24 protein-coding genes and 1 pseudogene are annotated in these 22407 nt (G+C 29.8%); 17 read left to right on the forward strand and 8 right to left on the reverse strand.

Features of this window, described 5'->3' with window-relative positions; all coding sequences use genetic code 11:
* The first annotated feature begins 142 nt into the window (after window positions 1-142).
* From CLAU_RS17925 to CLAU_RS21475, 5 genes and pseudogenes are all read left to right on the forward strand, one after another.
* Window positions 143-469: an ArsR/SmtB family transcription factor gene (locus CLAU_RS17925; RefSeq protein WP_023163305.1), complete on the forward strand. Its 327-nt coding sequence runs from the start codon at window positions 143-145 to the stop codon at window positions 467-469.
* 31 nt (window positions 470-500) lie between these two features.
* Window positions 501-878 carry an arsenite efflux transporter metallochaperone ArsD gene (gene arsD / locus CLAU_RS17930; protein ID WP_023163306.1) on the forward strand — a complete coding sequence of 126 codons (378 nt, stop codon included), beginning with the start codon at window positions 501-503 and terminating at the stop codon, window positions 876-878.
* Between the two features lie 21 nt (window positions 879-899).
* Window positions 900-2645, forward strand: coding sequence for an arsenical pump-driving ATPase (gene arsA / locus CLAU_RS17935; protein ID WP_023163307.1), 1746 nt, complete (start codon window positions 900-902; stop codon window positions 2643-2645).
* A gap of 83 nt (window positions 2646-2728) precedes the next feature.
* Window positions 2729-3784 carry an ACR3 family arsenite efflux transporter gene (arsB, locus tag CLAU_RS17940; protein ID WP_023163308.1) on the forward strand — a complete coding sequence of 352 codons (1056 nt, stop codon included), beginning with the start codon at window positions 2729-2731 and terminating at the stop codon, window positions 3782-3784.
* Window positions 3785-3801: 17 nt separating this feature from the next.
* Window positions 3802-3903: pseudogene (locus tag CLAU_RS21475) on the forward strand (TVP38/TMEM64 family protein); the annotation flags it as partial.
* 96 nt (window positions 3904-3999) lie between these two features.
* Here CLAU_RS21475 and CLAU_RS17945 read toward each other — a convergent pair.
* From CLAU_RS17945 to CLAU_RS17970, 6 genes are all read right to left on the reverse strand, one after another.
* On the reverse strand, window positions 4000-4368 hold the full coding sequence (locus tag CLAU_RS17945) for a hypothetical protein (protein ID WP_023163309.1): 369 nt from the start codon (window positions 4366-4368) through the stop codon (window positions 4000-4002).
* A 238-nt stretch (window positions 4369-4606) separates the two neighbouring features.
* Window positions 4607-5020 carry a putative zinc-binding protein gene (locus CLAU_RS17950; protein ID WP_023163310.1) on the reverse strand — a complete coding sequence of 138 codons (414 nt, stop codon included), beginning with the start codon at window positions 5018-5020 and terminating at the stop codon, window positions 4607-4609.
* Between the two features lies 1 nt (window position 5021).
* A complete protein-coding gene (locus CLAU_RS17955; protein ID WP_023163311.1) occupies window positions 5022-5423 on the reverse strand; it encodes a putative zinc-binding protein in 402 nt (133 codons plus the stop codon).
* A complete protein-coding gene (locus CLAU_RS17960; RefSeq protein WP_023163312.1) occupies window positions 5416-6267 on the reverse strand; it encodes a putative zinc-binding protein in 852 nt (283 codons plus the stop codon). The genes CLAU_RS17955 and CLAU_RS17960 overlap by 8 nt, the downstream gene beginning before the upstream one ends.
* 4 nt (window positions 6268-6271) lie before the next feature.
* Window positions 6272-6553, reverse strand: a complete 282-nt coding sequence (locus tag CLAU_RS17965) for a 4Fe-4S dicluster domain-containing protein (protein WP_023163313.1) — start codon at window positions 6551-6553, stop codon at window positions 6272-6274.
* Window positions 6554-6556: 3 nt separating this feature from the next.
* The gene (locus CLAU_RS17970) at window positions 6557-6934 is read right to left on the reverse strand and encodes a hypothetical protein (RefSeq protein WP_023163314.1); all 378 of its coding nucleotides are present in this window, start codon (window positions 6932-6934) and stop codon (window positions 6557-6559) included.
* A gap of 389 nt (window positions 6935-7323) precedes the next feature.
* Here CLAU_RS17970 and CLAU_RS17975 point away from each other — a divergent pair, with 389 nt between their 5' ends.
* From CLAU_RS17975 to CLAU_RS18025, 12 genes are all read left to right on the forward strand, one after another.
* Window positions 7324-7701, forward strand: coding sequence for a hypothetical protein (locus CLAU_RS17975; RefSeq protein WP_023163315.1), 378 nt, complete (start codon window positions 7324-7326; stop codon window positions 7699-7701).
* Between the two features lie 22 nt (window positions 7702-7723).
* A complete protein-coding gene (locus CLAU_RS21520) occupies window positions 7724-7843 on the forward strand; it encodes a hypothetical protein (RefSeq protein WP_420806602.1) in 120 nt (39 codons plus the stop codon).
* A 250-nt stretch (window positions 7844-8093) separates the two neighbouring features.
* Window positions 8094-8402: an ArsR/SmtB family transcription factor gene (locus CLAU_RS17980; protein ID WP_023163316.1), complete on the forward strand. Its 309-nt coding sequence runs from the start codon at window positions 8094-8096 to the stop codon at window positions 8400-8402.
* A 223-nt stretch (window positions 8403-8625) separates the two neighbouring features.
* Complete coding sequence (locus CLAU_RS17985; protein ID WP_023163317.1) at window positions 8626-9606, forward strand: VanZ family protein; 981 nt, start codon at window positions 8626-8628, stop codon at window positions 9604-9606.
* 117 nt (window positions 9607-9723) lie between these two features.
* The gene (locus tag CLAU_RS17990) at window positions 9724-9927 is read left to right on the forward strand and encodes a hypothetical protein (protein ID WP_023163318.1); all 204 of its coding nucleotides are present in this window, start codon (window positions 9724-9726) and stop codon (window positions 9925-9927) included.
* A 117-nt stretch (window positions 9928-10044) separates the two neighbouring features.
* Entirely contained in the window at window positions 10045-11616 is a 1572-nt protein-coding gene (locus CLAU_RS17995) for a serpin family protein (protein WP_023163319.1), read from the forward strand.
* Window positions 11617-11808: 192 nt separating this feature from the next.
* On the forward strand, window positions 11809-12354 hold the full coding sequence (locus tag CLAU_RS18000) for a sigma-70 family RNA polymerase sigma factor (RefSeq protein ID WP_023163320.1): 546 nt from the start codon (window positions 11809-11811) through the stop codon (window positions 12352-12354).
* Window positions 12355-12356: 2 nt separating this feature from the next.
* Complete coding sequence (locus CLAU_RS18005; RefSeq protein ID WP_023163321.1) at window positions 12357-13316, forward strand: DUF4367 domain-containing protein; 960 nt, start codon at window positions 12357-12359, stop codon at window positions 13314-13316.
* Window positions 13317-13597: 281 nt separating this feature from the next.
* Window positions 13598-14278, forward strand: coding sequence for a M15 family metallopeptidase (locus CLAU_RS18010; protein WP_023163322.1), 681 nt, complete (start codon window positions 13598-13600; stop codon window positions 14276-14278).
* 653 nt (window positions 14279-14931) lie between these two features.
* Complete coding sequence (locus tag CLAU_RS18015; RefSeq protein ID WP_023163323.1) at window positions 14932-16344, forward strand: L,D-transpeptidase family protein; 1413 nt, start codon at window positions 14932-14934, stop codon at window positions 16342-16344.
* Window positions 16345-16813: 469 nt separating this feature from the next.
* Window positions 16814-18991 carry an HD domain-containing phosphohydrolase gene (locus tag CLAU_RS18020; RefSeq protein ID WP_023163324.1) on the forward strand — a complete coding sequence of 726 codons (2178 nt, stop codon included), beginning with the start codon at window positions 16814-16816 and terminating at the stop codon, window positions 18989-18991.
* 53 nt (window positions 18992-19044) lie between these two features.
* Window positions 19045-19890, forward strand: coding sequence for a TylF/MycF/NovP-related O-methyltransferase (locus CLAU_RS18025; RefSeq protein ID WP_023163325.1), 846 nt, complete (start codon window positions 19045-19047; stop codon window positions 19888-19890).
* A gap of 367 nt (window positions 19891-20257) precedes the next feature.
* Here the strand turns inward: CLAU_RS18025 and CLAU_RS18030 are convergent, their stop codons facing one another.
* Window positions 20258-21487: an aminopeptidase gene (locus CLAU_RS18030; RefSeq protein WP_023163326.1), complete on the reverse strand. Its 1230-nt coding sequence runs from the start codon at window positions 21485-21487 to the stop codon at window positions 20258-20260.
* A gap of 19 nt (window positions 21488-21506) precedes the next feature.
* A complete protein-coding gene (locus CLAU_RS18035; RefSeq protein WP_023163327.1) occupies window positions 21507-22268 on the reverse strand; it encodes a DeoR/GlpR family DNA-binding transcription regulator in 762 nt (253 codons plus the stop codon).
* Between the last annotated feature and the right edge of the window lie 139 nt (window positions 22269-22407).

Genomic DNA, 22407 nt, shown 5'->3' on the forward strand with positions numbered 1-22407 from the left:
CAATTAAATACATAAAATATGTGTATAGATTATCATTTATATATAGATATTAATTATAATTGATAATGCTATATTTTATTGACTGTATATAGATTGTAGTTTATATTATATATAGATGATTATCTATATATGAGGTGATACAATGGACAAAAAATATGAAGATAATGCAAAGATATTTAAAGCTTTATCAGATTCCAGCAGATTAAAAATTCTTGATATATTATCCTGCGGTGAAAAGTGTGCTTGTGAAATACTTGAAGGTTTTGATTTTACACAGCCTACTTTATCCCACCATATGAAAGTACTGATGGAATGCGGACTTGTAGAATCTAGAAAAGAAGGTTTATGGAGTCATTACCGTTTGAATAACAATAATGCAAACAGATTAATGTTATTTTTAATGAATATCATCACTGATACAGATGATTGTATTTGTAAAGGAAAAAATAAACCTAATTGCTGCAAATAATAATGAAATTAAATTATAGGGAGCGATATAAATGAGTAAAATAGAGATTTTTGATCCAGCTATGTGCTGTTCAACAGGTGTTTGCGGACCAAGTATAAATAAAGAACTTTTAAGAGTTGCAACAGTTATAAATAACATGGTTAAAAAAGGCGCTAATGTAACAAGACATAATCTTTCAAGTGAGCCACAGGCATTTATAGACAACAAGAAAATCAATGAATATTTAAACTCAAAGGGTGCTGATATACTTCCAATAACCCTTGCTGATGGGGAAGTTAAAAAAATTAAGGAATACCCAACAAATGAAGAATTTGCAGAATGGTCAGGATTATCTAAGGAAGAAATATCTAATGTAACAATAAAAAAACCTACTAAAAGTTGTGGCTGTAACCATAAAGGCTGCTGCTAGAAAGAAGGAAGGGATTAACCCGTGATAAGGGCTTTTGACTTGAATGATATACATTTAACCAAATATATATTTTTTACAGGAAAAGGCGGCGTAGGAAAGACGTCAGCAGCATGTGCAGTTGCAGTTAGCTTAGCAGATCAAGGTAAAAAAATCATGCTTGTAAGCACAGATCCAGCTTCAAATCTGCAGGATGTATTTAACACAGAGCTAAATAACAAAGGAACTGTTATTAAGGAAGTACCAAATTTAGTTGTAGCAAATTTTAATCCAGAAGATGCTGCTAAAGAATATAGAGAAAGTGTTATTTCACCCTATAGAGGAAAGCTTCCAGATACAGTAATAAAAAATATGGAAGAGCAGCTATCAGGTTCCTGTACTGTAGAAATTGCAGCTTTTAATGAATTTTCTAATTTTATAACTGATGAAAAAATACAAAAACAATTTGATCATATTATATTTGATACTGCCCCCACAGGGCATACACTGCGAATGCTGCAGTTGCCGTCAGCCTGGAGTAATTTTATAAGTGAAAACACCCATGGAGCATCTTGTCTTGGACAATTAGCAGGACTTGAAAGCAAAAAGGAAGTATATAAAAATGCTGTAAAAACTTTAGCAGATGGAAAAAAAACTACCCTTATACTTGTATCGAGGCCTCAAAATACACCTTTAAAGGAAGCAGAAAGAGCATCTAAGGAATTACAGGATATAGGAATAAATAATCAGATATTGATTATAAATGGAGTCTTAAAAAATCATGATGATGATCTTTCAAATGCAATTTATGAAAAGCAGCAAAGTGCTTTAAAGTATATATCAGAATACCTAAAAAAACTAGAGACCTATGCGATTCCACTAAGACCTTATAATGTAACAGGACTTGAAAATGTAAGAGCTTTTTTAAAGGAAGATAATATTGAATATAGTAATGAAACTTTAAATGATAAAAAGATATCTAAATTAAAGGATGTTATTGATGATTTATACAATAGGGATAAAAAAGTAATTTTCGCAATGGGAAAAGGCGGTGTTGGTAAAACTACTGTGGCAGCAGCTATTGCTTTAGGAATTGCTAGAAAAGGTAAAAAGGTACATTTAACTACTACAGATCCAGCAGCACATCTAAAATTTGTTTTAGACGCCAGCTTTGGTATCACTTTAAGTCATGTTGATGAAAAGAAGGAACTAGAAAAGTATAAAAAAGAAGTTTTGAGTAAAGCTAGAGAAACTATGGGTGAAGAAGATATAGCTTATGTAGAAGAGGATTTAAGGTCTCCATGCACTCAGGAAATAGCTGTATTTAGAGCTTTTGCAGAAATAGTTGAAAAATCTGAAGAAGAAATAGTAGTTATTGATACTGCACCAACAGGTCATACATTACTATTACTGGATTCTACCCAAAACTATAATAGAGAGATAAAAAGATCACAAGGTGACATACCAAAGTCAGTTAAAAAACTTTTACCAAAGCTTAGAAATGCCGATGAAACAGAAGTCATCATTGTAACTTTAGCTGAAGCTACACCTGTATATGAAGCTGTGAGATTAGAGAAGGATTTAAAGAGAGCAGGAATTAGTAGTAAGTGGTGGATTATAAATTCAAGCCTGTTTGCAGCTAATACTACTAATGATATCCTCAAAGTAAAAGCAAACAGTGAGATATCCTGGATAAATAAAATAAGTGAAATTTCTAAAGGAAACTTTGCGGTTATCGAATGGAAACCAGAAGAAGTGAAAGGTGATAAGTTGTTAGATCTAATTAAATAAAGACTAAGTTTGATAAAAAGATATACATTCTCAATGAGATATTAAATGGTATTAATGATTAGGAAAATTTAGGAGGAATTATTGTGAGTAATCAATCATCAAGATTATCATTGCTTGATCGTTATTTAACATTGTGGATTTTTATAGCAATGGCCCTAGGAATATTTTTAGGATGGGCTTTGCCGGGTTTATCTAGTACACTGTCAAATTTATCAGTTGGAACAACATCTATTCCTATAGCTATAGGCCTTATAGTTATGATGTATCCACCACTTGCTAAAGTTAACTATAAGGAACTTGGAAAGGTTTTTCGTAATCCAAAAGTGTTAACTCTTTCATTAGTACAAAACTGGATTATAGGACCTATTTTAATGTTTACTCTAGCAGTTATATTTCTTAGAAATTATCCGCATTTTATGGTAGGACTAATTCTCATAGGACTTGCAAGATGTATTGCTATGGTAATTGTATGGAACAGTCTTGCAGATGGTGACAGCGAATATGCAGCAGCACTAGTTGCATTTAATTCTATATTTCAGGTAGTATTTTATTCTATATTTGCTTATATATTTATTACTGTGCTGCCAAAGGCAATAGGACTACAGGGCATGCAGGTTCATGTATCTATGGGTGAAGTAGCTTCTTCCGTAGCAATTTATTTAGGTATTCCCTTTATTGGAGGTATGCTTACAAGGCTGCTTTTGGAACCTAGGAAAGGGACAGAATGGTATACTAAAACTTTTGTACCTAAGATAAGTCCTTTAGCACTAATAGCATTATTATTTACTATAGTTATAATGTTTATGTTTAAAGGAAAATACATTATTGAGCTTCCAATGGATGTTGTAAGAATTGCTGTCCCTCTGATTATATACTTCATAATTATGTTCTCTGCATCTTTCTTTATAAGTTATAAATCAAAAATAGACTATCATAAAACAGTTAGTTTGTCATTTACAGCTGCAAGTAATAATTTTGAGCTGGCAATTGCAGTAGCAGTAGCAGTTTTTGGCATTCAGTCCCAGGAAGCTTTTACTGCTGTTATAGGGCCATTAATTGAAGTACCTGTTATGATTGGACTTGTTAATGTAGCTTTATTGTGGGGAAGAAAGTATTTTGGTTTAAAACAAGAAAAATAAATATTGAAGACTATGCGGCTCCTTTCGCAGTATTTATAATTACTTTTGATAATGCCGGTATATTTGGATGGATTAAAGGTGCAATTTTATCATGGTTAAATGCAATGGCAGGTGCTGCATTTTGAGATATCTTTTAATTTACTAAAAAGCTGCTAAAAAATTGACCGATATATGGTTTATTTTTAGCAGCTTACTTGTTTTAATATGTCATCATATTAATATTGTAATTTTATTGCTTTCCTCAAAGATTCTAAAGCAAGTGATGCCTTTTGGTAGTCAATGTTTGGCTCAAGGCCAATCCCACAGAAATAAGTATCATTTACTATAGCAATCAACATAGTCATATTTGATGATTCAACTATAAGCTTGTTTGGAGTGCCTCCATTCAAGTTTTTCAAAGATGAAAATAAAGTATTAATTATAGCAGTACATTGCTGCGGGAAAAAGTTACTTTGATTAGTAGGATCTGAATCTTCATTTAAAGCAGAAACTCCCTTTTTATAATTTATTAACCCATGACACTTATAACCATCTAATTCAGTGATTTTTTTGATTATAGGTTTCATTTCCTCACTTATTATCACACCGTTCACACTCCCAATATAATGTTATAATCATGATATAATTATAACATTATAAACTACATAAGGTATTATTATAAAAAAATATAATAATTAGAAATCAAGCTATTAAAAAAAGATATCATTAAACTTGCTATAAGAGATTAGTTGATACAGCAAATTTAACGATAAATATATTAAAATAATGACGAGTCTCAGATTTAAAAATTAAAGAACATTGTTACCTTTGTTGAAATCACTTTCATTTTTCAATCTCCGGCGTTATTTTATCAAACTTCTGACATATCTCATCTGCAACCTTGTCAACCATTTGGTAGTGTTCTTTTTTTAAATCTTTAGAAGAAACAATTTTACTTAAAGCAGCATCTTCGCCTAATACATCAGAAACAATTACAGTATCACTTACTTTTCCGCTGTACTTTTCTGTTGCTCTTTTAGCACAGCATTTGTTGCATCCATCTACAGTAATTACAGGATAATCCTTTGCAAAAGATCTTTCTTCTTCTCCACCAGCAAGATATAAAGGCAGGCATAGAGTAACAGTTTTATCCTTACGGAGTTTTTCTAACATTTTCCTAGTAGCTAATCTTGCAATCGTACCTCCCAAACATTCTTCACCACTACAGGATAATACTCCAATTTTTGAATCTGACATGTTATTCATCCTCCTTTAATATTTCATCAACTTTTGTACAAACTTTTTCGGATAACTCATCAATTATTTTCCAACCATCCTCTGTCAGCGCTGTGGCAGTACCAGCATCTACACCTTTGTGGTTTCTCATTTCATCAACAGTTCTATACTTAGCCTTTACTATTCCTCCGGCTAGAGATACATTTTTAGCAGAGCAAAGTCTTGGACACCCATCTATAGTTATACAGGAATGGCCCTCTATTTTTTCTTTAGCATCAGCATCACCTGTTACTATATGGCCAAGACAAAGGATTTCAGTTTCATCAGTTTTTAACTCGTTTGTAATCTTTAGAGCAGTTTCTCTTGCCATAAGGCCCAAAACCTTACCTATACCACTACATGGAATAACTTTTACTTTAGACATGAAATTCATCTACCTTTCTTTTTAATACTTCAAAATATTTATCAAAATCATAAAGAAGATCTTTATCACTTTCAAAATCACTTAATTCTATTTCCGCAATCCAGCCTTTTTCATAAGGACTTTCATTTATTAGTTCAGGGGATTCAATTAAATTTTCATTTATTGCTGTAATTGTACCGCTTACAGGACATACTACTTCAAAAACAGCTTTTCCTGATTCTATGGTACCTGCTTCGCCAAATTGTTCTATTTCACTGCCTGTTTTAGGAGGTTCGAAGAATATTATATCCGATAGACTATGTTGGACATAATCAGCAACACCTATTCTTGCTCTATTACCTACAACATATACCCAACAATCATTTTCGTTAAACAAAAAACCTTCTTTTGGAACTTTGAATGTAAATTTATCTTTTTTATAAATTTCATATTCAAAGGTTTGAGGAAATACAGTAGAACTAGCTTTTTTAACTTTTTCTTTTTCTTTTGTAAGTTTATTTGCGATAATGTCTACAAGTTTAAGTTCATCTTTGCCAAGTCTCAGATTATTTTCAATAGCGATGTTATTTGATTTTGCTTCATCGCTTATATTAATTTTTTGATCAACTTTTAAGCTCTTTTCGGAGGCAATTTTACTGGCACACCTTGTACCGCAGCCATCAATTACAAGAAGAGGTTTTTCTTCAACTATCTTATTGTATATTGCATCAACTGTTCTGTATAAAACAGGACATATAATTTGGCTATCTGTAATTTCTGTAAGTTTTATAGCTAATTCTTTTGCAATACATCCAGCACATTTATCAAGACCATTACAAGGGAGAATGGCATAAGATTTACTCATCACCTTACATCTCCTTTCGTATTTCTTTTATCTTTTTTGTCGTTTTTCCCTTATTAGGAAAAGTTAGTGCATCAACACCACAGGTTTTACCACAAGCACGACAGAAGACAACGCAGTTATTAGGATTTTTTACAATAAGTTTTTTATCGTTATTTTCTATAACTTCATAAACGTTGTGAGGACAAAATTTTACACATTCCATGCAGTAATTGCATTTATCATAATCTATTCTAGGGCTCCAATCTATTTTTTCCCTTGGAACTCCCATAAAAGTTGATTCACTCATAACTTATTCCTCCTCAATACCTAATTCTTTTAAAGACTTTTCAACTATTCCAAAGGCTTTTTCATTAGTCATGTCTCTTATGTCCAGCATAACTGCATCCTTTTCAATATCAAGGCCTGCATCTTTAAAAGCTTGTTTAAACATCTTTCTTTGCATATTTGGAGCACAGGCACCAATTATTAATTTCCTATGAGAGTTTAAAAAATCAGCAAGAAATCTATCACCATCTTCTTCACAAAGTTGTGGATGGATAAATCCATATTGTACAGGTAATTCTATTCTAACTTGATTAATAAAATCCCAGATATCCATTGCCTTAAAGCCTGGGCACTTTCCAGTGCATACACACATAATAAAACCTGGTAATTGCCTTTCTTCCATAATAAAATCCTCCCTAATATTGGTTTATTTCTAGTCTTCCTTATTACATACAATAATAATTTAATTAAATAGTTATATAAGTATAATACTACTACAAATTTTTATAGTCAACATTGAAATTTTAATCAAGATGATTTAATGATAAAAATATTTAAGATGATTGGACATCCAATAAAACTTGAAATAATGAAATAAAAAAAATCTATAAGAATGCTGAAAGTTTATAAAAAAATACAATATATCAAATTTTAAGAAAATTTAATGAAAAAGAACACATAGATACTCTTGTAGAAGCTTTAAATAAAATACAAAATAAGTATATGTAGTTTGTTAAATTATACATAACTTATTGGATATGATTAAAATAAAATGGAAAGGATAGTGATGAAGTGTATCTAAATAATATAAAACTTTTATTTATACAACCCTGCGTAGCTGAAAGCAAAAAAATAAGATTTAAAGCAGAGTTTTCATCAGATGTTTCCAACATAATGCCATATCTAAATTCAGTTGTGAAAAGTGGAAGTTACAATAGTAATATGCCTAGCTTTACATTTAAGAAAGATAGCAGACTAATAAATATTTACGCTAATGATATGACTGTTGCAAAAGCAATTAATGAAACCGATGCATATTCTATAATGGATTTTGTAAAAGATTTAATAAATGAAACATATGATAATAAGAATAGTATAGAACCAAATTATGAAATGAGAAAAAAACATGGGCTTTTAAGATTTATTCATATTTACCCAAAAAAATTGTAAAAAATGTGGAGAAATTACTTGCATTGCTTTTGCATCAAAGTTATTAACAGGAGTAAAAACACTAAATCAGTGTGATGTTCTAGAAGAAGAACAATATAAAGAAAAACTAAAAAGTTTAAAGGATTTATTAGAATTTGTATAGCAGCGAAACATGAGAATAAGAATCTATACATTTTCTATACTAAAACGGAAAGCTCCTATAGAAGATACCATTAACTAAAGAATAAGATCTTCCATAGGAGCTTTTACAGTTAACATTGAAATTTTAATAAAAATAACCTATACTATATAAAGTATATTAGTATTTAATTAAAAGGAATTATTCTTTATAGTTTAGTGTGAAAAAAGATAAATATCAATAGAAGATGTTAGGTGGATAAGGAGGAGAAATTTTGAATCAAGACGATTTAGCAGTAAAAGTGTTTAAGGCATTGGGCCATCCAGTAAGATTTAAAATAATGAAGTTTTTATGTGATGGACCTAAATGTGTGTGTAAATTAAATGAGAAGTTTGAATATAGTCAGGCAAATTTGTCTCAGCATTTGAGAATTTTAAAAGACGCAGGATTAGTTAAGAGTGAAAAGGTAGGACTTGAAATGCACTATGGATTATATAGCAATGACGTTAAAAATATTATTGAAGATGTTGGAAAATATGTATTAAATTATATAAATGGTATTAAGAAAACAGAATCGTTGTAAAGTTAAGAAAATTAAAATAGAATTGCATAGATAAACATAGTTCAAAAGGGTTAGTTTAATACATATTAAACTAACCCTTTTGAATTGAGCATTTAGTTTAACTAAAAAATTTGTAAATTGAACCTTTTAGGTGCAGCATGTGTCGTATATATTGAAGGATACTGTACTAAAAAGTACTTAAGAAAAACAAAAGTTGATATTTTAAAATAAAAGGAGAAGAAAGATGAAGATTAAATTTGATAAAACTAGGTTATTAAAGGCTGTAATATGGATTTTATTTATAGCATATATTGCTGCTTTGTTTAAAGTCTTAATATTTAGATATCTTTCAATAAGTCAATTATTCAGTGGAAGTTATGGAAAAATGAGGTCAATTAATTTAATTCCGTTTAAAACAGTTATTCAAGATCTTGTTAATAGTAGGACAATGGGATATATGAGTGCTGTATCTAATACTTTTGGCAATATAATTATATTTATACCACTTGGTTATTTTGTACCTTCTTTAAATGAAAAATATTCAAAGTTTAGTAATGTATTAATATCTACAGCTTGTTTTAGTTTATTTTTTGAAATTTCTCAGTATATTTTAGGTGTTGGAAGTAGTGATATTGATGATATTATTTTAAATACTATTGGAGGAATTATAGGATATGTTTTATATAAATACATCAATAAGCTGATACCAAAAAGAAATACTTTTTATGTGAGCATAATAATAATGACCTTTATATTCTTTATTGGTGGAGGTATTGTTGCTGTAGATCAATTTGGGACATACTTAGGAATTAGTAAATTGCATGAACAAGTTATTGGTGGAAAAAATGTTCCAAAAGGTAAGGCTGATATATTTGGAAAATTGGTGAATAGTAGTGGTGATTTAGTTACTGTAGACAAAATTATTAGAAATAATAAAAACGGAAGTACTGCAGTAAGTTCTAATTATACTAAAAATACTAATGAAGAGAATGTTGAAGTAATGTTAAGTAAATCTACTAAGGTTTATTTGGAAAAAGGTGTTTTAAGGAAAAAATTTTTAAAAGGATATAGTTTAACTGTTACCTACAGTAAAATTCCTACTGAGAATATAAGTAAGTTATCCTCTGGTACAAAAATATCTGTATGGGGAAAATATGATAAAGGGAAATTTATTGCAAATGTAATTAGTATTCTCGATGAATCTAGGGAACAGCAAAAATTTTGATAAGCAATCTGATGAAGTTATAAAAAATCTTAATTATGTAAAAAATATATTTTAGCATCATTAAAGTATATAGATACGCTGAGTGATCCTGAAGGTAAAGCTTCTGAAGCTGATGATATGTATATTATGGGTATAACACAGGAAGATGTTCAAAAGTATCGTGATGAAATTCTTTCAACTACAGCAGATGATATACGAAATTATGCACCTATGATGGATGGCATCATGAAGCAAAATAATCTGTGTGTAAGCGGAAATGAAAATATAATAAATTCAAATAAAGCATTGTTTCAAAGTATAAAGAATTTATGCGACAATTAAAAGGAGCAGATAATTAGATGACAGTATAATTAGAAGTGATATAATAGTAGGTGTAATTTAATATTATTTATATAAGATTGATAACTTGAACTGGTTTTTAATTGGGGGGGATTTTATATGTTCAAATTGAAACTAGTTATACCTGTTTTAGTTTCAATTATACTTGTATCCGCAGGCTCTGGATATTATATGCAAAAGGTAAAAGCTAGTGATGCATCGGAAAATATAAAACAATGGACAGAACAAAAGGATGTTAGTACAGAAAAAGTGTGGAAATTAACTTTTAAGCAGGGTTTGTTAGTTGATTGGCCATCTTTGGACAAGGCTATTACTGTAACAGATTCAACGGGTAAGATAATTAATGTGAGAATGGATGAAGCAAACTATGGTAACAGTATTTTAATATATCCTCCTGAGGATGGATATAAGACAGGAGAAACCTATTATTTGAATGTTTCTAAAGACTTGAAATTTTATACTAAAACAGGTTCATCTACGAGTAACCTTAAGCAGCCAATTACTATGAAATTTACGGTTAATGGCATTAAAACAATAGATATAGATAAAGATAGTTTAGTAAGTGTATCAAATAATAAGTTTGCATTTGATTTAATGAAGCAATTGACAAGTAAGGACAAGGATAAAAATATAATAATATCGCCGTTAAGCATAGGAACCATATTAGCTGAGACACAAAATGGTGCAGAAGGACAGACTAAAAATGAAATATTAAAGTCTATAGGGTTAAGTAATGCAGACGATAGAACTATAAATGAACAATACTATAGTTTATTGGATTATTACAATAATTTAAAATCAACAAAGCTAAAAACGGCGGATTCCATATGGGTTGATAAAGACACAATTTTAAATAAGCAATTTGCTGATACTTCACGAAAATATTATAATTCAGAAGTAAGCACGTTAGACTTCAAAGATAATAATTCAGTAGATATTATCAATAATTGGGTAGATAAAAGTACAGATGGACAAGTAAAAAAGATAATAGATAATATTAATGCAGATGATGTGGCAATTTTGATCAATTCTGTAAACTTTAAAGGAACCTGGTTAGATGAATTCCCTAAAGATAATACAAAACCAGAAGAATTTAATTTATCTAGCGGTCAAAAAATAAAAGTAGATAATATGGAAGATACACGTGTAAGTAGTTATTTAAAAGAAGATAATTTTGCAGCTGTGAAAATTCCATACTATGATGGGTTAGAAATGGATTTGTTTTTACCGGATAAGGGAGTAGATATAAACAATTTTGTATCAAGCTTTAGTAAAAGTAATATGGACAAATGGATGAATGACTTCTATGACGCAAGAGTCACCATGAAAATACCTAAATTCAAGCTGGAATATGAAGAAGACAACATGGTTGATATACTTAAGAAGTTAGGCATAGTTACAGCTTTTGATGTAAATAAAGCTGATTTTAGTGGAATTTCACAGCAAAAGCCGCTATTTATAAGTAAAATTACACACAAAACTTCTATCAATGTAGATGAAAAGGGAACAGCAGCAGCAGCAGTAACTGCTTTGGACATGATTGGTTCATCAATGCCGCCAGAATACAAGAATGTTGATTTTACTATTGACAGACCTTTTGTTTTTGCAATAAGAGATTGTAAAACAGGAGTAATAGTATTTATGGGAAAAGTTGAAAATCCACAAAAGTAGTTAAAATATATCATATATAAAAGAAGTAAGTTCGAAAGAGCTTACTTTTTTTACGTAGATAATTTATATATTACAAGTTGTTTTAGAAATTTTTTTAAATATGTGTAATGAAAGTAGGGTTTATACGTATTAACATATGATGAATTACTTAGCTAGGTAAAAAAATCAGAGAAAGGGGTGGTTTTAAAATATATGGAACAAACTACACTAATTAATGCTTTAGATGAAAAAAAATCTAGAGATAAAGATTTTACTTATATTTTTGAAATCTACTATAAGAGAATTTACAACTATGTATATTACCGGATTAATTGTAATGAAGAAGCAGAAGACTTGGCAAGTGAAATATTTGAAAAAGCAATGATTAAAATCAACACGTATAGTGAAGATAAATCTCCTTTTGAAGTATGGCTTTTCGCTATAGCAAGAAACGTGATAAATGATTATTTCAGAAGATTAAAAAAGCATAAAGTGCTTTCTATGGATAAATTGCAAAAGGTAATATCTACGGAAAAGAATCCGGAAGATGTATTTGTAAAATCAGAGACTAATGATGAACTTTTAAAAGCGCTAAATATTTTAAATATAAAAGAACGAAATATTATAGCATTTAAATTTGGAGCAAATTTAAAAAATAAAGAAATTGCAGAAATTATTGGCATTACAGAAAGTAATGTGGGGGTAATACTCTATAGGACAATGAAAAAGTTAAAAAAAGAATTGGAAAGAGAGGTATAAATATGAACAAAAAAAATATTGAGGATAAATTTTCTGTGAATATGGATGCTTATCTTAATGGAATACAAAATGTTGATGAATCAAACAGTGAAGAATTCAATGAACTTTTAGAAATCGGTAAAACTTTAGCAAATAAAGATTTTAGTGAGAATAGTAATAAAGAAGCTGTTTTTAATAAAACATTAAAAAATATAAATGAGTATAACGGAGATAATATTATGAAAAAATCAAATAGAATAAAAAAGACAGTCGCTGCAGCAGCAGTATTTTTAGTAGTAGGCGGTGTGTTTACCCAGACTTCTTTTGCTAAAGGTTTAGCAGAAAAAGTAATAAATAGAATATCTCTTGGTCATATAACAGCGGAACAAATACAAGAACCTTCGCAAGTGGTAATTCCAACCGATTTAAAAGGAAAAATTTTTGATAAAAATAAAAATCCTGTAACAGTAGTTACAAAAAATACTGGAAAATTATATACAAAATCAGGTGAAGAAATTGCTACAATTTTAAATGGAAAGATAGTAACAGTAAGTGAGGCAAAAGCTGAAGATGAAAAAATTCAGAACAATATGTTAATAGTTAAAAATTCTAGCAGCTTAAATAAATATACTTGTTTTGATGTTAAGCTGCCTTCCTATTTGCCAGAAGGTTATAAATTTGATAGGGCAGAATTCTATAAAGATAACGATGGAAGCGTAAGTAAAGAATATATTGATTTATATTTTACTAATGCAAAAACAGGAAAGTATATTTCCATGAATCAAAGATTTGCTAGTAAAAAAACTAAGTATGAAGATGGAACAGATGGAAAAATGGAAAAAGTAAAAGTTAATGGAAAAGACGCAATATTGTTTGATAACAGAAACATGGACTGGGAAAATAATGGGGTACTTTATAGTTTATCAGGTAGAGGAGCATTTGGAAAAACTGAATTAATAAAAATTGCAGATTCTATTAAATAAACAAGATGATTGAGTGCTAAAGGCACTAAGAATACTGTTAATAAAATTCAGATGGAGAAAATCATCCTTAGAAGCAAACTCCATCTGAACCTAAGAATCACTTGATAAGAATAAGCATAATACTGAAGTAGTTTAGTATTATGCTTATAATATTTTTTAATAGGATGATAAAAATCAATTTTTAAATTAATTATAGCATTTTTAATTGAACCTTTTTGGTATAAGATGTGTCTTACATAGTAGAGTTAACAAAATAATCAAAAGTTGTGGAGGCATATAAATTGAAAAAGTTAGTTATAGCACCACTATTGTTGATAGTTGCAGTAATAATTTATTCAGTATGTAATTTAAATCAAGCTAAAAGTAATCATGTATACTCAAATAATCAAAATTCAAATGAATTTTTAATTTTAGCAAATAAAAATCATCCTCTATCATCAAGTTATATACCTGAAAATTTAACAATGCTCAATGTGGAATTTTCACCAAGTGCATCTCATGAAGAAAAGATGATGCAAGGTGAAGCAGCTGAGCAGTTGGAAAATTTATTCAAGTATGCTCATAAAAAGGATATGAATTTATATGGTGTATCGGCATATAGATCTTACAAATCGCAAAAACAAGTATATGATGAGAGAGTTCGACGGGTAGGCAAAAAGCAAGCTGATGAATATGTAGCACATTCTGGTACAAGTGAACATCAAACAGGTCTTGCGATAGATGTTACAAATGAAGCTGGTTTCAAAGGCATGTTAACAGTAGATTTTGGACAAACAAGAGAGGGAAAGTGGTTAAAGGCTAATGCCTATAGATTCGGATTTATTATGAGATATCCAAAAGAAAAAGAAGCTATAACAGGTTATAATTATGAGTCCTGGCACATACGATATGTTGGAGTAAAAGCAGCAAAAGAAATATATGGTAAGAATATAGTGCTGGAGGAGTACTTAGGTGAAGAATAAATTTGATATAATTGATGAATCTAGCAAATAATTATTTTAATCAGTAGATCATCAATAAAAATTGTATTATTTGTTAAATAAATGGATTTGTAAACCTAAGCATAATGCTGTAAAATTACAGTGTTATGCTTAGGATATTGCTTTTAAATAAAAGGTAGACACAAAAATTGGAATAATGTAAAATAAAGAAGAGAAGTTTTCCTGAGATGTGTTGTAGAAATGATGTGTATTAATAATTTTGATACATACTTAAGTGGCGGATTTTAAAGACAATTCGTCACCCCTACCATACAAGCTGCCTGTAAGTATTAAGTGATACTTAATGACTTGCAGGTGGTTGTTGTTTTGGGTACTAAAAGGTGATATATTTTTATTGTGTATTATAATTAAAATGTGTACATGATAATATAACTTTTTATTTGAATTAACTATAATGTTAGAAGTTGCTATATAATTTTGAGCTGAATAAATAGTTAATATCCGTTCTTTTAGTTTATTTATTTTTTCAGTTTTATCAAATAATAATTGTTTTAAATATCAGTTTTATTACACAAAATATAATGTGGCCTTTATCTATATAAGTTAATTAATATTAAAGACTATAAAGCCTTAATTTTTAAATTTTTATTGTAATTATAGAAGGGATGGGTATTATGGAAAATGATGCAGAAAAGGAAAATGAGAAGGAGGGAAAAAATAGGCGTAATAAAATTATCAAAGGTACTATCATTTCTATTTGCATTTTACTTATTATATATTTTGGGATGGCAGCGTACTTCACGAAGCATTTTTATTTTGGATCTGAAATTAATGGTGTGAATGTTTCAGGTAAAACTGCGGAGCAATTAAATACGGAATTGACGTCTCAGATAAAATCATATAAGTTAAATTTAAAAGAGCGAGGTAGTAAAAGCGAACAAATTAGTGGATCTGACATTAAGTTAAAGTATAGTTCAGATAATGAATTTAGGAAACTTAAGGATAAGCAAGGTAATTATAAATGGATTATAGCATTCTTAGATACAAATGATACTAAAATGACAGCTGCAGTTTCATATGATAATAAGCTATTGGAAGATAAAATAGATAAACTCTCTTGTCTTGATAGTAAAAATGTAATTGAACCTAAAAATCCTAGCTTCAAATACTCAGATAAAGGTTATAATATTGTAAGTGAAGTATATGGAAGTAAAGTAGATAAAACTGCATTATATAATAATGTAGTAAAGGCAATATCTAAAGGTGAAACTACGTTGGATTTAGAAGCAACGAATTGTTATGTAAATCCAAAGTATACTGTAAAATCACCAAAGACTACCCAAATTAGGGATCTTCTTAATAAATATGTATCTTCTAAAATTATCTATACGTTTGGAGATAAAAAGGAAACGGTAGATGGTTCTAAGATAAATAATTGGCTTACAGTTAATGATAACTTCGAAGTTGAATTTGACAAAGATAAAATAAAAAAGTATATGCTTGAGCTTTCAAAAACTTACGATACAATTGGAAAGACAAGAAGTTTTGTTACAACTTCAGGAAGAACAATAAGTGTTGGCGGCGGTGATTATGGTTGGGACATTGATTCCTCTAAGGAAACAGAAAATTTGATCACCTACATTAAACAAGGTGGAACTGTAAAAAAAGAACCAGCATATAGTCAAACTGCGGCATCTCGTGGAGCTAATGATATAGGAAATACCTATGTGGAAGTAGATTTGAGCGATCAACATTTATGGTTTTATAAAAATGGTTCACTAGTAGTACAAGGGGATGTTGTTACAGGTAATGTAAGTCAGGGACATCCAACACCAGAAGGCGTTTATTGGGTGAAATATAAAGAGAGACATGCCACATTAAAAGGTGAAGGATACAGTTCACCAGTGGATTATTGGATGCCATTTAATGGAGGTATTGGAATTCACGATGCAAGTTGGAGAAGTTCATTTGGTGGAAGTATATATATGTCAGATGGTTCACATGGTTGTGTAAACTCACCATATTATTTGGCAAGTACAATATACCAAAATATTGATAAAGGTACTCCAGTTGTTTGTTATTATTAGTATAATACTATACGATTTTAGGAATATGTTTGATTAAATAATAATCTATATGATTAACATAAGATGAATTAATTGAAAAGGTGATAATTAAAAAAGTTATCACCTTTTTTAATTTTTTGATATAATGTAGTTAAATAATTTTTGTTGTATTTTATCGAAATAAGCAGTATATAAGGATATATCACATTTATCCGATTGCTACCATTGCTAACATCCCCATATTCCATCAAGGTGGGGGATAAGCACTGCTACGCACCTGGATAAGTTCTTCCCCTAAAGGATAACGTATTCTAAGTGCTAAAGACACTAAGAATACTGTTAATAAGGTTCAGCTGGAGAAAAGCCATCCTTATAAGCAAACTCCATCTGAACCTAAGAATCACTTTATATTAAAATATAAAGCTAATAATGTTTTAATGTCAATAAATTGAGCGGAATTGTAGAATTATATTACAGATGGGGGTATAGTATGCTTGTATCAATAAGAAAAAAAATCTACTCAATTTTTAATAAAAACAATAAGCCGTGGAAATACGAAAGTATAAGAATATGTTTAATATTTTTAGGGATTAGTTTACCGTGGGTTTACTTTTCTGATAGAATTGCAATTAAATTTGCTGGTAACGACAGCATGTTCTTAGCTATAAGTACATACAAGGGATGTCTATATGTTGCTGTAACTTCATTTGTTTTATATTTATTAATAAGCAATATTTTAAAAAAGGTTGCTTTAGTAGAAGAGAAACTTAATGAAAGCTATAAAGAATTATCATTAGTTAATGAAGAACTTAAATCATATGTAAAAAAATTGATTGACTCAAAGAAAAAATTAGGACTTCAATATGATGAAATCATTAAAAGTGAAAAGAAACTAAGTAAAAGTGAAGAGAAAAGCAGGGCTATTATTAAGGCATTACCAGATACATTATTTGTTGTCAATGATAAAGGGTATTTGATAGATTGTATGTCAAGTGATGAAAAATATGTGCTCATGCCGAAAAAAGATTTTATAGGAAAGAATATTTTGGAAATTTTTCCTAAAGGAATGTCAGAAAAACTCTATGAAAAAATGCAGGTAGTGCTTAAAGAAGGAATATTGGATAGCTTTGAATATAAGGTGTGGATTCATAATAAGGAACATCACTTTGAAATTAGAATGGTAAAAAATAATGAAAAAGAAATACTTGCTATATCGAGAAATGTTACTGATGAAAGACAAAACGAAATGGAATTGAAATTAAGTGAAGCCACTTTTAGAAACCTCTTTGAAAACTCATCGGATGCTATATTTATAATTTCAGACGGAAAGATAGTTGATTGTAATCTAGCCATGATTAAAGCATTAGGATATGATTCAAAGACATTTATACTAGGTAAGAATCCACTTGAGTTTTATCCTGAAAAGCAGCCAGATGGGGAAATAACCAGAGAAAAAGTTATTAGAATGCGTAAAAATACTATAGAAAAAGGAAAATGTAAATTTGAATGGTGGTATAAGAAGGCCGATGGAAATGTATTACCAGTAGAGGTTATGTTAACAACCATTTTTCTTAATGGAAAGAAAGTTTTTCATTCTTTATGGAGGGATATTAGAGATAGAAAGGAAATGGAACTTAAATTGGAATATTTGAGTTACCGTGATCAATTAACAGGTTTGTATAATAGAAGGTTTTTTGAAGCAGAATTAAATAGACTAGATGTGGAAAGAAGTTTACCACTTACAATTGTTATGGGAGATGTAAATGGCTTAAAACTTGTGAATGATTCTCTTGGACATGTTATGGGAGATAAACTCCTTAAAAAGGTGGCAGAAGTCATAAAAAAGGGATGCCGAAAAGAAGACATTGTTGCTAGATGGGGAGGGGATGAATTTGTAATCTTATTACCTAAAACAGATGCTTTTCAAACAGAACAAATTCTTAAACGTATTAAATCCATAGCAGCAAAAGAAAAGATAGGTGCCATTGACATATCTATTTCCTTTGGCTATGAAACTAGGAAAAGTAGAGAAGTAAAAATTCAAGAAACTTTCAAAAAAGCTGAAGATTACATGTACAAAAAAAAGCTTTTTGAAGGGCCAAATATGATAGGAAAAACCATAAGTGCTATAATTACTGCACTTCATGAAAAAAATAAAAGAGAAGAAGAACATTCTCATAGAGTTTCAATATTATGCGAGGATATGGGTGAGGCTCTTGGTTTACTTGAACACGAAATTAGAGAATTGAAAACTGTTGGATTGCTTCATGACATAGGAAAAGTAGCTATAGAGGAACATCTACTGAATAAGCCTGGAAAACTTACAGATGAAGAATGGCAGGAAATAAAAAGGCATCCGGAAATAGGATATAGAATACTTAATACAGTAGATGATATGTCAGAAATGGCATACTATGTATTGGCTCATCATGAAAGGTGGGATGGAAAGGGATATCCAAAGGGTCTAAAGGAAAAAGAAATACCACTTCAATCGAGGATTATAGCTATAGCAGATTCTTATGATGCTATGACCAGCGAAAGAAGTTATCGAAGTGCTTTGCCAGAAGAAGTTGCTATAGGGGAACTAAAGCTTAATGCAGGCACTCAGTTTGATCCAGAACTTATAGGTGTATTTATTGAAAAGGTATTAGATAAACTGCATTGTTAAAAGGCATAATACTAGTAATAAATTAAAAATGACTTGTAAAAGAAGGTATGGCAATGAAAAAGGTTGTAATTTGGGGTGTAGGACAAGGCGGACAAATGATGAAAAATCTCTTAAGTCCAGATATGAAAGTTGTGGCGTATTGTGACAATAATAAAAAAATGCAAGGGACTAAGATTGACAATATACCTGTTATTAATGAGCAGCAACTTTTGGATACAGAACCAGACTATGTTTATGTAGCAATTTTAAACAAGGATGCTTGCAAGGAAGTAAAATTACAAATTGAAGCATTAGGAATCAAATGCAGTATTATTAGTATTACTGAATATCGACAGCAGTTAGATATTCGTCTTGCAGTTTTAAAGTTGATTGCTAGAGAAGTAGAGCAGAGGAATATTCGAGGGGATGTAGCAGAATTAGGAGTATATCAAGGCAAATTTGCAGCTGAAATAAACGCTTTATTTCCAAAGAAAAATATATATTTATTTGATACTTTTGAGGGATTTGATGGGCGTGATATAGAAATTGAAAAGAAAAATGAATTTTCCCGTAGTGAAATTGGGAAATTTAATGATACCAGTATTGACATGGTATCCAGTAGGCTGCCTTATAAAGAACAGGCTATATTTAAAAATGGATACTTCCCTGATATTGCACATGGAATAGACGCAAATTTTGCAGTGGTTAGCTTAGATGCAGATTTGTATCAGCCAATATATGAAGGATTAAAGTTTTTTTATCCCCGTATGAGTGTAGGAGGATATATGATCATACATGACTATAATAACACTCAATTTTCTGGAGTAAGAGAGGCGGTACAACAGTTTTGCAGAGAAGAAAATGTATTTGTAGTTCCAATATGCGATTTACATGGAACTGCTGTAATAGTTAAACAGTAGATATACACAAACTTTATATAGAGTTCCTAAGCAAAAATAACCGTATACTCCGAATATTTTTTACAAACACAAGCCCGGTTAAATATTTTGATAAGCCTAAGTGAAAAATTTTAAAAAATCTAAGAACTTTTGAAAACTCGTACCTCAAACAATTCAAAAAATCTAAGATTTTTACGAATTTTCACTAAGCCTTATATGCAAAACATTTAAATGTGCTTGTTTATTGTAAAAATATTTCTGCGTATACGATTATTTTTAAACTATAAAATTCATATCTGATGTTTCAAAATAATGATTGAACTCATACACAAAAATATCATGATAAAGTTTGGCAGCTAAAGTTAAAATCACTTCAAAAAATAACTGCCTAATATGCAAAATTGCCATTTATAAATACGGGAATTTCTCTTCCATCTTCTGTAACTCCGGTTATATTTAGATCCTCTGTACCAACCATAAAGTCAACGTGCTCTAGAGAAGAATTTATACCTGCATTTTTTAAATCTTCTTTACTCATATTTTGACTCTCTTCTAGACAGGTGGGGTAACCTTCACCTATAGCTAAATGGCAGGATGCATTCTCATCGAAAAGTGTGTTGTAAAATAATATATTTGAATTGGAAATAGGTGAATTAAAAGGTACTAATGCAACTTCACCAAGGTAATGAGAACCTTCATCTGTTTCAATAAGATTTTTTAATGTTTCATAACCTTTTTTACAGGTAAAGCTTATAATTTTCCCATCCTTAAAGGTTAAAGAGAAATTTTCTATAAGATTTCCATTGTAATTTAAAGGTTTTGAACTTACAACTTTTCCGTTTACACCCCATTTTAATGGGAAAGTATACACTTCTTCTGTAGGTATATTTGCCATGAATTCTACACCTTCAGGTGTAGATGATGAGCCACCAAGCCATATATGATCTTTTGAAAGTTCAATTTTTAAATCAGTACCTAGTGAATTTTTGTACATGAGATATTTAAATTTATTTTTATTGAGAAAATCCATACTTTTTTTAAGATTTGCTTTATGGGTATCCCATGCATTTATAGGATTTGGTTTATCTGCCCTTACAGTCTTAAAGATAGTATCCCACAGTTTTTCAACTGCTTTTTCTTCTGAAAGGTCTTCAAAAACTTTTTTTGCCCAGGATTTAGTTGGAACTGATACAACACACCAGGAATTTTTATCTGTCATAATCCTTTCTCTATATTCAGAAAGTGCAATATTTTGGGCTTTGCTTGCTCGCATTAATCTTTTTGGATTTACATCTTTCATAAGTTCTGGATCTTGGGCATAAATACTTAAGAATGCAGCTCCGGATTTAGCATAAGATGTATATAATTCTTTTTTCCAATTTGGAAACTCATCAAAAATTTCGTCCTTTCCATTTAAATATTTAATTTTTGTTGAAAGTTCATCACTCCAATTTATTATTACATCTCGTGCACCTTCTTTGTAGGCAACTTCAGAAATTAATCTAGTAAATTCAGCACATTCTATTGGTGAATTTATAACTAATATTTGGTCGTCTTGTATATTAAGACCTGATTTTACAACTATTTTTGAATAATTTTCTAAATAATTTTTATTCATGCCTATATCTCCTTCATTTTTATAATTGTTCTGAGACAATTAATTCTATAGAACTTTTTTCAATTAATTGGCTATACGCTTCAGGTGGAAACTTATCTGTTATTAAGTAATCTATATCATCTAGATCACAGTAAGTTACTAGAGAACAAATATCAAATTTTGAATAATCTGCAAGTATAAATACTTCACTGCTTTTTTTTACTGCAATTTTTTTTATTTCACTTTCAAGTGGAGAAGAATTTGTAACTCCATTAGTTAAGGATATTCCTGTGGCATTCATAAAGGCTTTATTTATATTATAATTTTTAAGCAGGTTTAAAGAATCTATTCCTGAAAAAGAATTTGTTTCTCGATTTAGTGTTCCTCCAGTTGAAATTATGTTCAAGTTAGTATATTTTAAGCAGTTCATGATAAAGGTTAGGTTATTTGTTACTATAGTAAGGTTATTTTTATCCTTTAAAAAATCTCCCATATTTAAAGTCGTTGTACCTGAATCTATAAATATTATATCTCCATCTTTAACGAAACGTGAAGCAGCTTTTGCTATTAAACCCTTAGTATAGGTATTTTTTACTTGATTTTCATTAAATGGTGATAATAGTTTAGAATTTGATGCAACACCTCCATATACTTTTTTTATGTTTCCTCTTTTAATTAGTTCCTGTATGTCTCTACGTATAGTGTTTTTGGATACATTAAAAACATCAGTTAAGGTATCTAAGGTTACAGTATTTTTATTTAATACATATTCCTCTATCTGATTTATTCTCTTTGATTTCATAATACCATACCTTTCAAAAATCTAAATTTAATATGTTAATAGTAAAACATTATACAGCATTAGTAAGTTTTACAGGGAATATATTCATATTCTAAATATAATTATATATAAAAATTATTAAAAGTAAATAATTGAGAGG

It is taken from the genome of Clostridium autoethanogenum DSM 10061, from assembly GCF_001484725.1.
In the GTDB taxonomy this organism is placed as follows: domain Bacteria; phylum Bacillota; class Clostridia; order Clostridiales; family Clostridiaceae; genus Clostridium_B; species Clostridium_B ljungdahlii.